Origin of the sequence: Photobacterium satsumensis (genome assembly GCF_050336935.1) — a bacterium.
Classification (GTDB): Bacteria; Pseudomonadota; Gammaproteobacteria; order Enterobacterales; family Vibrionaceae; genus Photobacterium; species Photobacterium satsumensis.
In genome coordinates this window covers 373,400-389,021 of sequence record NZ_JAKJSK010000008.1, presented here as the reverse complement: position 1 = coordinate 389,021, position 15,622 = coordinate 373,400, and the positions used below count along the sequence as shown (strand labels likewise).

General features: G+C 46.6%; 17 protein-coding genes. 10 read left to right on the top strand and 7 right to left on the bottom strand.

All coding sequences use genetic code 11. From position 1 onward, the window contains the following. Window positions 1-45: 45 nt before the first annotated feature. Together menC and menE are read left to right on the top strand one after the other, a co-directional pair. Window positions 46-1,020 (top strand): o-succinylbenzoate synthase, encoded by a 975-nt coding sequence (gene menC, locus L4D79_RS17925; RefSeq protein WP_428652929.1) that lies wholly within the window; start codon window positions 46-48, stop codon window positions 1,018-1,020. After that, entirely contained in the window at window positions 1,008-2,483 is a 1,476-nt protein-coding gene (gene menE, locus L4D79_RS17920; protein ID WP_428652928.1) for an o-succinylbenzoate--CoA ligase, read from the top strand. The genes menC and menE overlap by 13 nt, the downstream gene beginning before the upstream one ends. Before the next feature lie 67 nt (window positions 2,484-2,550). On the opposite strand, the gene L4D79_RS17915 is transcribed toward menE, so the two are convergent. The 3 genes from L4D79_RS17915 to L4D79_RS17905 all read right to left on the bottom strand — a co-directional run bounded on the left by L4D79_RS17915 (window position 2,551) and on the right by L4D79_RS17905 (window position 5,855). Continuing rightward, window positions 2,551-4,419 carry an MFS transporter gene (locus tag L4D79_RS17915; RefSeq protein ID WP_428652927.1) on the bottom strand — a complete coding sequence of 623 codons (1,869 nt, stop codon included), beginning with the start codon at window positions 4,417-4,419 and terminating at the stop codon, window positions 2,551-2,553. A gap of 148 nt (window positions 4,420-4,567) precedes the next feature. After that, a complete protein-coding gene (locus L4D79_RS17910) occupies window positions 4,568-5,164 on the bottom strand; it encodes a TetR/AcrR family transcriptional regulator (protein WP_428652926.1) in 597 nt (198 codons plus the stop codon). Window positions 5,165-5,456: 292 nt separating this feature from the next. Continuing rightward, window positions 5,457-5,855, bottom strand: coding sequence for an NINE protein (locus tag L4D79_RS17905; RefSeq protein WP_428652925.1), 399 nt, complete (start codon window positions 5,853-5,855; stop codon window positions 5,457-5,459). A 195-nt stretch (window positions 5,856-6,050) separates the two neighbouring features. Between L4D79_RS17905 and L4D79_RS17900 the strand changes: the two genes are divergently transcribed. Beyond that, window positions 6,051-6,938 carry a Tim44 domain-containing protein gene (locus L4D79_RS17900; protein ID WP_428652924.1) on the top strand — a complete coding sequence of 296 codons (888 nt, stop codon included), beginning with the start codon at window positions 6,051-6,053 and terminating at the stop codon, window positions 6,936-6,938. Between the two features lie 165 nt (window positions 6,939-7,103). Then, complete coding sequence (locus L4D79_RS17895) at window positions 7,104-7,349, top strand: TIGR02647 family protein (protein ID WP_428652923.1); 246 nt, start codon at window positions 7,104-7,106, stop codon at window positions 7,347-7,349. Here L4D79_RS17895 and L4D79_RS17890 read toward each other — a convergent pair. After that, a complete protein-coding gene (locus tag L4D79_RS17890; RefSeq protein ID WP_428652922.1) occupies window positions 7,346-7,594 on the bottom strand; it encodes a YkgJ family cysteine cluster protein in 249 nt (82 codons plus the stop codon). The genes L4D79_RS17895 and L4D79_RS17890 overlap by 4 nt on opposite strands. A gap of 232 nt (window positions 7,595-7,826) precedes the next feature. Here L4D79_RS17890 and L4D79_RS17885 point away from each other — a divergent pair, with 232 nt between their 5' ends. Then, on the top strand, window positions 7,827-8,270 hold the full coding sequence (locus L4D79_RS17885; protein WP_428652921.1) for a YcgN family cysteine cluster protein: 444 nt from the start codon (window positions 7,827-7,829) through the stop codon (window positions 8,268-8,270). A 196-nt stretch (window positions 8,271-8,466) separates the two neighbouring features. On the opposite strand, the gene L4D79_RS17880 is transcribed toward L4D79_RS17885, so the two are convergent. Beyond that, the gene (locus L4D79_RS17880) at window positions 8,467-9,600 is read right to left on the bottom strand and encodes an acyltransferase family protein (RefSeq protein ID WP_428652920.1); all 1,134 of its coding nucleotides are present in this window, start codon (window positions 9,598-9,600) and stop codon (window positions 8,467-8,469) included. Between the two features lie 411 nt (window positions 9,601-10,011). On the opposite strand from L4D79_RS17880, the gene L4D79_RS17875 reads away from it, so the two are divergent. Next, on the top strand, window positions 10,012-10,566 hold the full coding sequence (locus L4D79_RS17875) for a hypothetical protein (protein WP_428652919.1): 555 nt from the start codon (window positions 10,012-10,014) through the stop codon (window positions 10,564-10,566). Between the two features lie 57 nt (window positions 10,567-10,623). Here L4D79_RS17875 and dusC read toward each other — a convergent pair whose 3' ends face one another. After that, a complete protein-coding gene (gene dusC, locus L4D79_RS17870) occupies window positions 10,624-11,574 on the bottom strand; it encodes a tRNA dihydrouridine(16) synthase DusC (protein ID WP_428652918.1) in 951 nt (316 codons plus the stop codon). A gap of 126 nt (window positions 11,575-11,700) precedes the next feature. Next, a complete protein-coding gene (locus L4D79_RS17865) occupies window positions 11,701-12,372 on the bottom strand; it encodes an NAD(P)H-binding protein (protein ID WP_428653072.1) in 672 nt (223 codons plus the stop codon). A gap of 192 nt (window positions 12,373-12,564) precedes the next feature. Here L4D79_RS17865 and L4D79_RS17860 point away from each other — a divergent pair, with 192 nt between their 5' ends. The 4 genes from L4D79_RS17860 to L4D79_RS17845 all read left to right on the top strand — a co-directional run bounded on the left by L4D79_RS17860 (window position 12,565) and on the right by L4D79_RS17845 (window position 15,600). Next, complete coding sequence (locus L4D79_RS17860) at window positions 12,565-13,212, top strand: YecA family protein (RefSeq protein ID WP_428652917.1); 648 nt, start codon at window positions 12,565-12,567, stop codon at window positions 13,210-13,212. Window positions 13,213-13,216: 4 nt separating this feature from the next. Beyond that, window positions 13,217-13,645: a (deoxy)nucleoside triphosphate pyrophosphohydrolase gene (locus L4D79_RS17855; protein WP_428652916.1), complete on the top strand. Its 429-nt coding sequence runs from the start codon at window positions 13,217-13,219 to the stop codon at window positions 13,643-13,645. A gap of 665 nt (window positions 13,646-14,310) precedes the next feature. Then, window positions 14,311-14,760, top strand: a complete 450-nt coding sequence (locus L4D79_RS17850; protein WP_428652915.1) for an L-alanine exporter AlaE — start codon at window positions 14,311-14,313, stop codon at window positions 14,758-14,760. Window positions 14,761-15,315: 555 nt separating this feature from the next. Then, complete coding sequence (locus tag L4D79_RS17845; protein WP_428652914.1) at window positions 15,316-15,600, top strand: hypothetical protein; 285 nt, start codon at window positions 15,316-15,318, stop codon at window positions 15,598-15,600. The last annotated feature ends 22 nt before the right edge of the window (window positions 15,601-15,622 follow it).

The following is a 15,622-nucleotide window of genomic DNA, read 5'->3' as shown; positions in this document are numbered from 1 at the left end:
ACTTTAAGCACATTCTTTTAAGAATAAGGCAGATGGAATTTTATTATGCGTAGCGCGAAACTATACCAATATCAGCTTCCTATGGACTCCGGTGTGATCCTGCGAACCCAGCGGTTGGTTAACCGTGACGGCTGGATTGTCGAGCTGCAGGACGGCGATAAAAAAGGCTACGGTGAAATTGCGCCATTGCCTGAGTTCAGCCAAGAGAGCGCAGAGCAGGCTGGCGAGCAGGCCCAAGCCCTGTTGGAACTATGGGTATCGGGTAAGGCGTTCGAGCTAGAAGAGGCACTTCCATCTGTGGCATTTGGCTTGAGCATGGCAGAGCTTGAGCTTCAAGGTGGCCTACCACAAGTTGGTAACTATACCGTCGCGCCGCTTTGTGCAGGTGATCCTGATGATCTTGTTATTGCTTTGAATGGTATGCCGGGCGAGAAAGTCGCCAAGATCAAAGTCGGCATGTACGAAGCGGTGCGCGATGGCATGGTCGCTAATATGTTTATCGACTCTATTCCGGGTATCCGCCTGCGTTTGGATGCCAACCGCCAGTGGACACCACTAAAAGCCCAGCAGTTTGCCAAGTACGTGAAACCGGAAAATCGCGGTGGTATTGCTTTCCTTGAGGAGCCTTGCCAGTCACCAGCCGATAGCTTGGCCTTTGCTCAGGAAACCGGCATTAATATCGCTTGGGATGAAACCGTGCGCGATGAAGGCTTTGAAGTTAAAGCTGAGCCGGGTGTGGTAGCGATTGTGATTAAGCCGACGCTGGTCGGTAGTGTTCAGCGTTGTATTGAACTGGTTACACAGGCGCACGAGCAAGGTTTGACCGCCGTGATCAGCTCAAGTATGGAAACCAGTCTGGGTTTGAACCAGTTAGCCCGTTTTGCTGAGTGGCAGACCCCGGATGTGATCCCTGGCCTTGATACCATGCAGTTGTTCCTTAGCCAGCTGGAAACGCCATGGCCGCAATGTGAGTTGCCGCTGAAAACCTTGGCTGAGCTGGATGTGGCATGGTCGAAATAAGACAAACTGTTCATGCGGAAGACGTCGCGGACGTGACGTTTTCCACATGGCCATGGCAACATTGGGTAAAAGAGCGGCCGTCAGCGGTCGCTCTCTCATTTGGCGAGCAACAATTCAGCTGGGCTGAATTGGCCGAGCGAGTCGATGAATATGCGCAAGGCTTGGTCGAGCAGGGTCTGAAACGTGATCAGCTGGTGGCGGTTGTGGCACCTAATTCGGTATCGGTGATTTGGCTGTTGCTGGCCATCTTGCGAACCGGGGCGCGCTATGTCGGGCTGAATCCTCGCTTGAGCCCGCAAGAGCTTTCCAGTCAACTGACACAGCTTGAGTGCGACTTTATTTGGTATCCGGCTAAATCAGTGGATGCGTTTGACCGTATTCATGGCAATGAGCAAGACTGTGAACAAGCCCTAGAACAAGCACGGCTGCCTCGATTACAGCTGCTGCCACCGCAAACGCCACGAATGGTGCCGGTGACCTGGCAAGCGTCTCGCGCGGCTACCTTGACCATGACCTCGGGCTCGACAGGTCAGCCAAAAGCCGTCGTGCATAATGCGCAAAGCCATTTGGCTAGCGCAGCCGGTTTACTGCAATGGATGGCGTTTGATGCTGAGGATAGCTGGCTGTTGTCACTGCCGCTATTTCATATATCCGGCATGGCGATTGTTTGGCGTTGGCTATACCGCGGCGCGCAATTGGCCGTTGAGCCATCACAGGAATTGGACGTAGCGTTGGGTAGAGTTACTCATGCTTCATTGGTTCCGACCCAGCTCCAGCGGGTGCTGGATAATAACAGCGAATCCGCGCTGAGGTTGAAACGCGTATTGCTAGGTGGGGCGGTGATCCCGGTTAGCTTGACCGAACGTGCCAGACAAGCGGGTATCGAGTGCTGGTGTGGCTATGGTATGACTGAAATGGCCTCGACGGTAACGACCAAGCTTGCTGATCACAGTACGGGTGTCGGTGCGGTGTTGCCAAACCGTGAGTTGATGCTCAAGGATGGCGAAGTGCTGGTGAAGGGCAAGACGTCGGGAATGGGGTATTACCGCAACCGGACGATTTTCCCTTTTTCTGAGCAGGAATGGTTTGCCACTAAAGATCTTGCCGATTGGCATGATGAAGAGTTGTTTATCCGTGGCCGCAAGGACAATATGTTCATTTCCGGCGGCGAGAATATTCAGCCGGAAGAGATTGAGAGGGTGCTATTGGCCCATCCTGCCGTACATCAGGCATTTGTGCTACCGGTGGATGACAAGGAGTACGGCCAACGACCAGCTGCTATCGTGGCAACCTCTTTAGAGCTTGATGCGGCATTGGTGTCCGAGCTTGAAGATTATATGAAGCAGCAAGTAATAGGCTTTCGTCGCCCGGTGAAGTATCTGCTTCTGCCTTCACAGCTTAGTGCTGGTGGCATCAAAATATCCCGCAAGCAACTAGCACAATGGCTCGCTGAACAACCCTAACTCTCCAAATAAAAAGGCCCGCGGTAAACACCTCGGGCCTTTTTCTGTTAGCTTATTTCTAGGTTCCTTACCGATTATCCCCACGCAGAGTCAATACTTCTTCCCTGAGCTGGACACTGTTAGTCTCTTCTGGCTGAATGGGCTCACCAGCAACAATCGTCACTTTTGACCAGAAACGCTTAGGCATTTTCAACAAAGCTCGGCCGCCTTCTCGGCTGAAAATACTTCCCCACAATCCCTGGACAGCCACCGGTATTACCGGAACTGGCGAGCGCTTGATGATAAGGTCGATACCCCGCATGAATGGCCCCATTTCGCCATCATAGGTTAACTGGCCCTCAGGGAAGACACAGACGAGCTCACCACGCTCGAGGCGTTTGCTGACATCGACAAAGGCTTTCATGACCGATTTTCTATCCGTCGCATCAATAGGCACCACTTTACAGGCACGGCAGAAGCCTCGGATCATCGGCAAGTTATAGATGTCCCTATCCATCAAAAAGCGGATAGGGCGCGGACAAGCGCCGGCTAGCAGTAAGGCATCCATGTAACTGACATGGTTGCAAACAATCAACGCGCCGCCTTTCTCTGGAATATGGGTGAGATTTTTATGGGTCACTCGGTACATGGTGTGACTGACTAGCCAGACCATAAAGCGCCAGAAGAAGTCGGGTGCCTGAATATAAATGTAGGCCACGACGATAAGGTTCAGCACTGAGAGGATCAAGAAGAACTGCGGTATGGTGAATTCCAATACCGATAGCACCACAATACCGCTGATTGCACTGAAAACCATGAAAATGGCGTTCCAGATGTTATTGGCTGCAATAACCTGAGCGCGTTCCTTTTCTTTTGCCCGGTGCTGCATCATGGCATACAGCGGCACAATGAAGATCCCGCCTGATACCCCAAGCATGGTCAGGCAAACAAAAACACTCAACAGCTGTGGATCAGTAACAAAAGCGATGATGGACTGAGTTTCCGGCAGCGAACTGGGTGTACTGAACATCAGCCCGGCACCAAAGAGGGTGATCCCCATGCTGCCCAGCGGTACGATCCCCGGCTCGATGCGGTGGCCCGACATACGGTCGCATAACAGTGATCCGATAGCGATGCCAATTGAAAACAGCGTCAGCAGGAAAGAGACCGAGGCGGCATTCCCCCCCAAGTGTAGTTTGGCAAAATTGGGAAATTGCGTTAGGTAGCTGGCACCGAGGAACCAGAACCAGCTGATCCCCATAATACATTGGAAAACGGTTTTATCTTTGCGGGCAATAGCCAGTGTCTTGCGGGTTTGCCGTACCGGTTGCCACTTGAATTTCAGATCAGGGTTGCTCGGTTTAGTTTTGGGGATCCCTTGCGAACACAAATAACCAATAACCGCAAAACTGACGACGCTGATTGCCGCTATAAACGTTGCCTGCTCTGAATTGGCAATGACGCCAGCCAGTAAGGTACCGATAAGGATAGCGAGGAAAGTGCCGGTTTCAACCAAGGCATTGCCAGAGACCAGCTCTTCTTTTTTCAGTTGCTCGGGTAGCAGAGCATATTTGGCAGGGCCGAAAAAGGCTGACTGGGTGCCCATCAGGAACAGTAAGATCAGCAGCATCAGGTAGTTTTCGCTGATAAAGGCAAAGGCTGCCAGCGACATGATGATAATTTCAGCCATTTTGACCACCCGCATGATGGTGGCCTTGTCGTATTTATCGGTGATCACACCAGCGGTCGCGGAGAACAGGAAAAAAGGCAAAATGAATAAGCCCGCAGCCAGGTTGATGATCAGATCGCTGTCTACAGGCAAGGTGCCAGGTGCCGCAAATGCGATCAGGATAAGCAAGACATTTTTGTAGATATTGTCGTTGAAGGCCCCGAAGGCCTGCGTAAGAAAGTAGGGCAGGAAACGCCGCTGGGTTAGGAGTCGAGACTGATCTGACATGAATACTTTAGCCTGAGTTCGAATTGATCATCGAAAGTAATCACCGCAGGTATTGCGGGTTGAAAAATGACGTTATCACTTGTTGACATGAGAGTATAGATATCTGGCCTCTAACAAGGCCAGATATAGCATAATTAAGCGTTGTTAATTAACCTTTCCAAGCATTAAGGTAAGTGCTTAGCAGGTTATTAATCAATGCTTTGCCATCGACAGGAACTGAGGTGAACAGCTTGTCATCCACCGATAGCAAGGTGATCCCATGAACGCCAGACCAGATCACACGGCTTGCCTCAAGGGTTTCATCGCTGCTGAGCTGAGGGTTGATTTGTTGGATCAAGGTTTCCAGCATACCTGTCATGTTGTTGATACGTTCCGACTGCCACTCAGGCAGTTCTTCACCGTTCATGGTGTGTTGGAAAATCAACTGCCAGCGGTATGGATTTCGCGAGGCAAAGTCAAGGTAACAAAAGGCAAGGCGCTTTAGGGCATCTTCCGCTGATGAGGCTTCTTTCATTTCAGCTTCTGCTTCTGCGAACAACTCATCAAGAGTCTGAGCAACAGCGTGCAGCAGTAGCAGGTTGTAGTTACCGAACACGTTAACCAAAGTACTTGGTACATAACCAATCATTGCGGCGACTTTGCGCAGGCTAAGTTCATGGTGAGGGTGTTCAGCGAGAAAGTTTTTGACTTGCTCCAGTGTCATACTTACCAACTCTTCGCGAGTATGGTCGTTTCGTCTTGCCATCGAAGTTACTCTTAATCGAATAAGTATTATTTTGCTTAATTGTAATATGCCCAACTCAAGTGGGTATGATGCAAAATAAGTTTTTTTGCAGAAAGGCAAAAAATAATTAGAACATTGTTCGATATTCTAGTGTTAACCACAAGAATAGGTCAAGTATCTTATCTTTATCGATAATCTTTTCTAACAATTACTTGGTGAGTTGTGAGGCCAGTCATGGCAAATGCCAGCACTTTTTTGCGTGCTGGCAACATGATTGACTACTTTCAAAGCGCACAAAGCCCCAAAAGCGTAGTTAGGCGCGGCGTCGCTCTTGGTTTTGAATCGAGACTTGATCGTTGAGAGTCCAGAAGTCAACCAAGATACCGATCAGGAAAAAGCCGAAGGTACACAGGTACAAGATACCGGTGAGCCATTTCCCCATGTACATTCGATGCACGCCAAACACCCCAAGGAATGTCAGCAGTAGCCATGTAACGGTATAATCGATCTCTCCGCCTTGGAAGCGCATCTCAGCTTCCCTGTCCATCGAAGGGATCAGGAACAGGTCGATTAACCACCCGATGCCGCACAGTCCCAGCGTGAAAAACCAAATAGTGCCGGTGACCGGTTTGCCGTAGTAAAAGCGGTGGGCACCAGTAAAACCGAAAATCCACAATAGATATCCGATCAGTTTGCTATGAGTGTCTTGCATATATGAACCCGTCTAGATAAATATTATTAACACTTTGATGTTATTGAGGTTAAATTCTAATCCAGTCTAGCATGACACAGAAGAATTTCATCGACACTAAATATTAGTAACAATTTGCTTGTGTGGTTTGGTTGACATTCAGTTGAAGCGGTTTACGATGCATTCTCCAATATGAGGCAAAGGTAATTCACTCAAATGAAACGCATCTTCACAATATTTGCTCTGATAATAACGGTCGCGTTTGTCGCTCCGCAGGTTGAGGCAAAGAAATTTGGTGGCGGTAAATCATTTGGCAAAAGCTTTAAAACTGCGCCAGTGAAAAAGCAGCAACCGCAACAAACGGACACCCTGAGACAGCAGCAACAACCAGGTGCTAATCAGGCAGCAAAATCAAGCAAGAAGGGATTAATGGGCGGCCTGATGGGCGGACTATTGGCGGGTGGATTGCTTGCAGCCTTCTTTGGCGGTGCGTTTGAAGGTATCCAGTTTATGGATATTTTGATCATGGGCTTGATTGCCTTTGTTATCTTCAAATTATTCAAAACCATGCGCAGCGCAAAATCGACCCCTATGGGTCACCGCGAAGCGTATGCCGGTAACTCCCAGCGTCAGCCGCAGCAACCGAACCAGTTCCGCCAGCAGGCGAACCAGGGTGGTCAAGCTGGCATGGCACAGGAAGAGTACGTATCAACCGATAGCGAAGTACCATTCAATCTGCCTCCGGGCTTTAATATGAATGCGTTCCTAAACGGCTCTCGCGAGCACTACCGCACTATCCAAGGCGCGTGGAATCATAACGAGCTAGGTAAGATCCGCGAGTATGTCAGCCCGGCATTGCTTGATGACCTGATTGCAGAACGCGCCAAGCTAGACGGCGAACAGCATACCGAAGTGATGTACGTTGATGCCGAGTTGGTTCGTGCTGACTACGATGCGAATATCGCGCAGCTGAGTATTAAATTCTCTGGCCGCTACAAAGACGGTCAGGAAGGTGTTGAAGAAGATATTACTGATATCTGGCACCTTGAGCGCGACCTGCGTGCACCAAATGCACCTTGGTTAATTGTTGGTATTCAAGCATAACGGTTAAGCGCAAGATTGAATAAACCGCCCATAAGGGCGGTTTTTTTATAGCAAAAATATGATCTTGCTCGCTTTCACGATGCCACTGAATTGATCTCAACACCTACAATTATTCTGCCAAGCCGCTAGTATTATTGTTAGGTTAATTCAGTAAGAGAGAAAAGCATGCCGTACAATGCCGATTTAGTTCACGAGATGAACTTGCTAGTGAAATTCCCAATGCACAGTGATTTGGAGGGGATAAAAGTACGTAGTGATGCCGTGCCTGAGATGGTACAGGCTGCACAGCGCTTGTATGCGAAAGGGTTGGTGACGCAGGAAGATGGCGGTTATCTTACTCATTCAGGCCATCAGGCTGTTGAGCACGCCAAGTCTGTTTTGCGTATCTTAACCGGCAAGGTTGCAATTTAAGTCATACATTCCAATTCAGTAATGTTTTCTAATGCCTGCTTGTTGCTACTTCCGCACAGTGACGGGCAGGCTTTAAAATGATGACAGACGGCAGGACGTTCAGGCTTGCCGAATATCTTACACAAATTGTTGTCATTGAGCTGGATGCAGCGAACGCCAGCGGGTTTGCCTTTTGGCATGCCGGGGATCGGCGAAGAAATACTCGGTGCAATACAGCATGCTCCACAGCCTAGTCGACACTCCATCACTTACCACTCATCTACACTAATTAAAACGGTTGCGAACGTTACCACTCTCTCCGTCATGGATCAAAAAAATGTGACTTTATCGGCTATGGATAAGATTGATTCTTATTACGTGGTGATAATGGTGTGAAAGGGGCGGAAGTGCTTGCACTTTGCGGGTGTGGGAGCTATAAAACCGCCTCCATGATAGGCCTTGGCAAGTCGCAAGGTGAGAGTAACAGAAGGCAAAGTGATGACGCACTATTGGCAAGAGAAAGATTTGAAGGAAATGACCGATCAGGAGTGGGAAGCGCTCTGTGACGGCTGCGGTAAATGCTGCCTGCACAAGCTGATCGATGATGATACCGATGAAATCTACTACACCAATGTTGCCTGTAGCTTGCTGGATGACAAGACTTGCTCTTGTAAAGACTACCCAAACCGCTTTGAATCCGGTGAAGAGTGCCTCAAGCTGACCCGCGACCGTATCGACGAGTTCGTCTGGCTGCCGGAAACCTGCGCCTACCGCTTGTTGGCTGAAGGCAAAGCACTGCCTGAGTGGCACCCACTGTTAACTGGCTCGAAAGACGCCATGCATGCGGCTGGTGAATCGGTACGTGATACCGTAGTGTACGAGATTGATGTCATCGATTGGGAAGATCATATTTTGAATCACCCAGCTAGAATACAGAGCTAATTGGTTGTTGAAAAGGTATTTGTTTTGAAAAAAACAGATTGAGGAATACTAAAAACAAGTCAAGTAGGACGGTGTTTTCACTTAATAGCCTTGATTAGCTTTGTTTCCCCAATAGTGATGTAGTTTAATGAGTTAATGGGGGCTAGTGAAAAGCTGATAAAGCACTAAAACTATAGAATTAGTGCTTTATAGATGATTAATATATTCTTTTTAGGTATCTAATTGTTCTTTTATCTACATGTCTATAATAGATAAAAGAAAATATTAAAGTAAGGAATAATGTTATTGTAAAGGAATATAAAGCCTTACTTCCATTTGATATTTCCAACAATGCTATCTTAGGTGCAACTATACTTAAAATTAAAGCATGAAGTAAATATATAGAAAAAGATAACTTTCCAATAAGTAAAAATAATCGATTGTTAAGTAGTGATAGTAAGCTATCATTAATCAATATTGTCGATAAAATGAGAATAGAACCTACTGCTGGTATAAATGTTGGCCATTGGATTGGAAAGTTGAATGTATATTGAAAAGCACCAAGTACTTTTGCAAGCGTGAAATAAGACTCACTTTCAGCTCTGTAACCTAGGAAATAGAGGCCTAGGCAAAGAATAGAAATGGCTGCAACATTACTAGATAACTTATTATTTTTTCTAATCTCAAATGTTGATAAAAAAACCCCAACGAAAAATAACCCGTAGTTAATGAGCATCGGGTTTTCATTAACCATTAGAGCAATGCCAATAAAAGCAGATAAATATCTTATTTTATATAAATCATTTCCAACTAGTAATAAAAACCCAAATACAAGTAGTGAACCATAATATTCAACACTTATTGTCCATAATACATAATTAAATGTACCATCTCCATACAGCATTGCACCAAAAATGGCTGATTTTAAAGCCGTGTAAAATAACTGAAAGTTAGATATGTTATTTAAGTCTAAAGTGTCAATGATGAGAGTATTAGATAAAACTAAAAAATATGATATTACTATAGAACCTGCAACAGGTATTCCTAACCTTAAATATCTTTTTGCTGCTGACTTTTGAATGTAGCCAGAATCTAAATTTTTACTTATACAGCAAAAAGATAATACATAACCACTCAAAACAAAGAAGAGAAGCACAGCAGACCCTCCCTTGTAAAAAAAAGTAAATGGGCTATTGAAAACTAAATTACTAATTGACCCCTCGGGTGATAAACCTGTATGCATACCAGGAAGAAACCAAAGAAAACAATGAGAAATCACAACACAAATGGCGGCAATACCCCTTAGACTATCTAGATAATATAGCTGGTTATTAGATGAATGAGTGTTCATAGGTACTAAACATTTTGATTTAACTGTTCTACAGCTTAATCTCTGTCCCAAAGTGGTTGATATAATTAATAATAACGTTTAAAAGCTACAAATGTTATTGCTTTAAAATAATTTTCATTATACCTTCTTGATTGCAAAGTAAGCAATTGTTTACTTAGATTTATTTCATTGAAAATGACCTATATTCTGAAGTTATATTGATTGGTAAATAGACAAATCAGTAGATTCTTCATGTGCCTATAATGTCAATCCATATTAACGAAATCGTTCAAATTACCACTTCAGCTAACACTCTCTTTCTTCCCCCCGAAGTCTTCTAGGCTATTGGTCTTATGCGTTTTTTCTTCTAGATCTTGAAAAAATTGTCTGCATATGGATACTTACTCAAAATGATGATGTAGGGTAAGTGCAATGAGTGCTCTGAGGCGGGCATACAAGCCAAGAATTCCAATGCCAAGCCACCAGTGCTCAATGGTCAACCGTGAGACACTGCCGCGGGAGTGTGGGGTGTACGCCATTTCGCGGGGATTCGAGTGTCTGCTGGTGGGCAGTGCGTCAGACGTGGGGAAAGCGCTGCAATCTCTGCACAAGGTGGGGGATGTCCAAATTACCCATGGGTGCACAGCTCAGTTCTGGCGTTGCCGGGAAGAGAACAGGCAGGCGATGGAGTTGTCGTTTATTTATTCGATGGATCCCAAGTTCAATATCCACCTGCCGGATGACTTCGTTAAAATCATGACTGATTACCTCAAACCGGAATCGAGTTTGGCGGTAGAAGATATCGAGCGCTTCTTCCAGCACTTCCAAGCCAATAGGATGTACAAGGTGCATGAACAGGAAGAGCGGCGTCGTAAAACTGAAGTGACCCGACTCGCTTACTTGGCCGCGTTCAGCGAGCTAACCGATGATGAACTGGATACGGTTCAGGATGCATTGGATCAGATCCGGCGTGAGCGCAGGGCGTAAAAAAAGCCAGCACATTCACATGTTGCTGGCTTTTTTGCGTTTGGTTTACGTGGGAAATCAGGCTGCGAGATCGGCGTAACTGCGCTGGAGAATATCCACAATAGGGGCCGCTTTGTTGTGCTTGCGGATATCGGCAAACAACGCCTTGGCCTGCGGGTATTCATGGCGCAGGTAGGCAAACCACTGTTTGATACGGTTCGGGTAGTACAGCCCTTTATCCCCTTTGATTTCATAGGTCGAGTACTTCAGCAATAGTTGAAGTACCGCCTCCCATTCCATGTGTTCTTCATTGTGTTTGACCACATTGCCAAGGTTTGGCAGGTTAATCGCACCGCGGCACACCATCAGGGCATCACTGCCGGTGACATCGATACAGCGCTGGCCATCCTGGTAATTCCAGATCTCGCCATTGGCAATGATTGGCGTGGTGATTTTTTCTTTCAGCTGGCGGATATAATCCCACTTGATGGTTTCTGCCTTGTAGCCATCGGTCTTGGTACGGGCATGGACCGCTATCTCATCGGCACCCGCTTGAGCGACGGCATCGGCAATTTCAAAGCAGTGGTTTGGATCATCCCAGCCCAACCGGACTTTGGCCGTGACCGGAAAGCGGGGATCAGTGGCTTCACGCACGGCTTTGACAATGTCATGCATCAAGTCAGGATCTTGGAGCAGTACCGCACCGCCACGGCTTTTGTTTACCGACTTGGCCGGGCAGCCGAAGTTAATATCAATGCCGGGTGAGCCAAGAGAAACGGCGCGGTGGGCGTTTTCTGCTAGCCAGTTAGGATCTTGCCCCAAGAGCTGGACGCGGACCGGTGTGCCGGCGACGGTTTTCCCGCCTTGGCGTAATTCGGGACACAAGCGATAGAACACACTGCTTGGCAAGAGTTGATCAACCACACGAACAAACTCCGTGACGCACAGATCATAATCATTGATGTCAGTCAGCATTTCCCGCATCAGGTGATCAAGAACACCTTCCATCGGGCCTAGAATTACTCGCATGTGATTTCTCTTTTGTGCCAATGTGCAAAAGTATAGGCAAGAGCTGATCCGGTTTGTCAGCTCAGAGCCTGTTGGGAGCGAGATTCTAGAGGGTAATGACGGGCTTGTCCAATACCAGAATATGACTCAGTGTGAGGCAAGCATCCGGCCCGATAGAGTAAATACTTTCGGTAGTTCGTGCCTTTGGGCCTCTTGAGCAAGTGCTAACATTTTCTGGGCGACTTGTTCCGCTGGGATAGGGTTAAGATTGGCGAGAGGTCCAATAGCCAGTGGGTGGATGACATCGAAGAGCCCTTGTACCAACAGTTCATCTTTTCGCGGTTTACTGCGATCCCCCTTGAGGGGGCCGGGACGAACAAAGATGCAATGCTCAAAGCCCATTTTCACAACCGCATGCTCCATTTTTCCTTTGCAGCGCAGGTAGTGAGACGGAGACCAAGGGCTGGCAAACAGACTGGATATCACAACGATATGCCTGACGCCCAACATCTTCATGGTTTTTGCCACGTCTTTGACCAGTTGGTAGTCCACAGCCTCCAGGGCTTTTTTTGTCCCTGCTTGTTTTTTGGTCGTGCCAAGACAGATAAAACCCACAGTAGGGGTCGGGGAGGCGTCTTCCCATTCGGTGATACGCAATTCGGGATGGATGATCTGTTGAAGTTTGCTGCCGTGCAGGGGCAGTTCTCGCCGGGAGAGGGCGTAAACCGTCGTTATTTCCGATTGCTTGAGAAGAAGATGTAAGAGTTCATCACCGACCAATCCACTGCCGCCAGCGATGATTGCACTGCTACCTGTCATTAATTTCCACCATCCTGATGATAACTCCTTCTTTTTGCCACCAATTGCTGCAAAGTTCAACAGGTTTGTCTTTTTGTCAGCAATTTCCTGTTCTGGCGCAAAAAGCGGTATGGCTAAGTAAGCTCAGAATCCTGCAACTTGCCGTGACTTGGGTATATAATCAGCCCACGAAACAGACAACGAGAACCGACCATGACACAACTAATGACGTTACCTGAGGCTTGGGAAGGAATGCCGGCGACCTTTATAGAAGGTGCATTGCTGGCAGCCAATGCGAACCCAAAACCGCTAGCGCCAGAAATCTGGCTGCCAGTACTGCTTACTGGTGGTGTTGACGAAGATGAGCCGGTTGCGCTGGACCAAGATGATAAAATGGCAGTGTTGAACCATTTTGAACTGCAGTATCGTCATATCAAGGCCGGTGAGTATGCATTGCCGTCAGAGCTGAACTTTGAAGATGCTGGTGAGCTGACCGAAGCGATGCAGCAATTTGCAGAAGGCTTTTTGGCTGTATGGCCACATATCGAACCTAACTGGGCTGAGCAGCCGCTGACAGACGGTACAATGCGCATGTTATCGGCGTTGATCACGACAGTGATGCTGATGATGGATGAGCAAAATACCTTGGCCCAGATGCAAGAGGCCGGTGTTACAGGGATGCCAGCACCGGCAGAACTGTATGTTCAGTTGCCGTTGATGTTAACTGAAGTCGTTATGGCAGCGGATGATCTTCAGCAGGGCAATGCCGCTAAAGCGGTGAATCCTTATAAAGAGATAGGCCGAAACGATCCTTGTCTGTGTGGCAGTGGTAAGAAATTCAAACAGTGCTGCGGTAAATAGCGTCATGGCATCTGAGCCAAATGCATCTAAGCCCGTTATTCTCGTGGTGGCCGGCGTGATAGAGAAACAGGGTAAGTACCTGCTTACTCAGCGTCTTGATCATGCCAGCCAAGGCGGGTTGTGGGAATTTCCCGGTGGTAAAGTGGAAACCGGAGAAACCGACGAACAGGCATTGGAGCGGGAGCTGCGTGAAGAGCTAGCGATTGAAAGTGCGACGGGACGATTTCTTGCCGACAGTGTGTTTGACTACGGTGATAAAGTCGTTCACCTGAAAGGTTATTTGACCCATTGGGTATCTGGGGAGCTGGTACTCCATAGTCATCAGGATGCGACATGGGTTGAGCGCGATGAAATCAAGGATTTCACGCTTTGTCCGGCGGATTACCCGATCGTTGAGGCGCTAGAATCACTGCCTCTGAACCCTGCAACTTAAAGTTACTTGGGTATAGGTTACAAGCCTCAGCTTTTGCTGGGGCTTTTTATTCATTCATCTGCGGCTATGAGCTAACAAGACTCTTACCTTCCTTAAGGATTAACTGCTTTTTATTGCAGTTTAATTTCATTTTTACAAGGTATGGTGAATAAATATTTATCTTTTGTGGGATTTCTACCTGATAGGTACATCTTAAATATAAATCTCTTCTTTGTTTGCTTTATTCCTCTATGGGATAGCATTTGTTTTTTTTATACATCCCAATAAAATCAGCATCTTAAGATGCGCCCTCTCACCGCGCCATATAGCAACGTAGCTATTTTGTCTTATGACTCAGATTAAGTCGCATCTTAGTCATAACCGTTAAAACCATAATTAAACCCGCGTCTAATACTCTTTCTGTATCTAGAAAAGTTTGTTTTTTGGGGGCTAGAGAAACAGGCAATACGCCTTGAGGCACGTCAGTGGTGCCAGTGTAGAGGTTCATGCCAAAGACTGAGCCATAATTGGTTGTAAACTTACAAACATTCACGATCTTTGGTGGGTAATTCTGCAAATTTCCTGTTCTAATACGCGCATCAACTGGCTTGATGCTAGTTACCCAGTTTATCTCACTACTAAGTTTTCAATGTCTGGTCGTATTTACTATATTTTGAGGTTTTGTTATGTCTGTTAGAGGGCAATTTAACGTAAGAAGTGCTGCCGCCGATACCTTTGCGATGGTAATTTTTAGTTTTATTACAGGCATGATGATAGAAGTGTTCATATCTGGAATGACGTTTGAACAGTCTCTTGCATCAAGAACCTTGTCGATTCCAGTCAATATAGCGATAGCTTGGCCATATGGTGTTTTCCGCGACATGATGATCCGACAAGGGATGAAGCTGTCATCAGCGGGTTGGATGAAAGGCTTATCAGATATGTTGGCCTACGTGTTGTTCCAGTCACCGGTTTATGCATGCATCTTGTTGGTCGTTGGCGCTGATTTTGATCAGATCATTACGGCTGTTACCAGTAACGCGTTTGTATCGGGAGCGCTTGGCGTAGTGTATGGCCAATTCCTAGAAATGTGCCGCCGTATGTTCCGAGTACCTGGTTACTACCAGCAAGCGTAAAAGACATAATAAAGTCGATTTATTTTGCCCCTGAAGGTTAATGCCTTCAGGGGTTTTTTGTTTATTTCAACATGATCTGAAAATTACTCCCTAGCTAACCATCCCCAACTTCTCGTTGAGTACAAATATTCGTACGCTACTTGTGCATATTTGCTTCTAAAATGCATGAAAATGCTCGGGTAAGTATTGAACAAGCTGTTTCTGTTTGTAAAAACATATCTCTGTTTGTGATAGATGTGAAAGGTTGATAAATTGATTTACATCAAAGAAATGATCTCGGCAATGTCGGTTTGTTGTTGTCTTGTTGCGCGTTGTTTTTCGCGCTTGAAATATTTCCCTTTTAAATTAGCTGGTTATGCTTGTTGTGTTCTTGTGTGTTAACAACTTGTTTTGTTTTCATGGTTGGGATCTTTGATTTCAAAAATGGTTAATCGGGGCGGGAGTGGGCAATTCAGGTTAAATTCAGTTACAGCCATAGGCATATTATTCATGATTTTATTGGCATAGTTACCTCAGTCAGTTCTGCAAGCCAAAATAAAATAATGGGGAAGTAAAATGATTGAGGTACATTGGTCGCTAGCAGCAATGTTAGGCGTTAGTCAGTTTGTCCTATGGTTGAAAATTGGTCTTTTCGGTCGCTTCTTTTCTTGGGTAGACCGCTGTTGCCAAGGCGTTGCAAGTAATATGATCCGCGTTCTGTATGTGAGAATGCGCCCTACCAGCAAAGCAGCTGTACCGCCTAGTGAGTTACCCTATATTTTGCGAGGTAAACCAGCCTCGATGCATTTGGGCAGCTATATCCAAATGCAAAATGAGCGCGCTGCAGAGCGAAGCAAGTAATTTAAAAAAAAGCCCCGAAAGG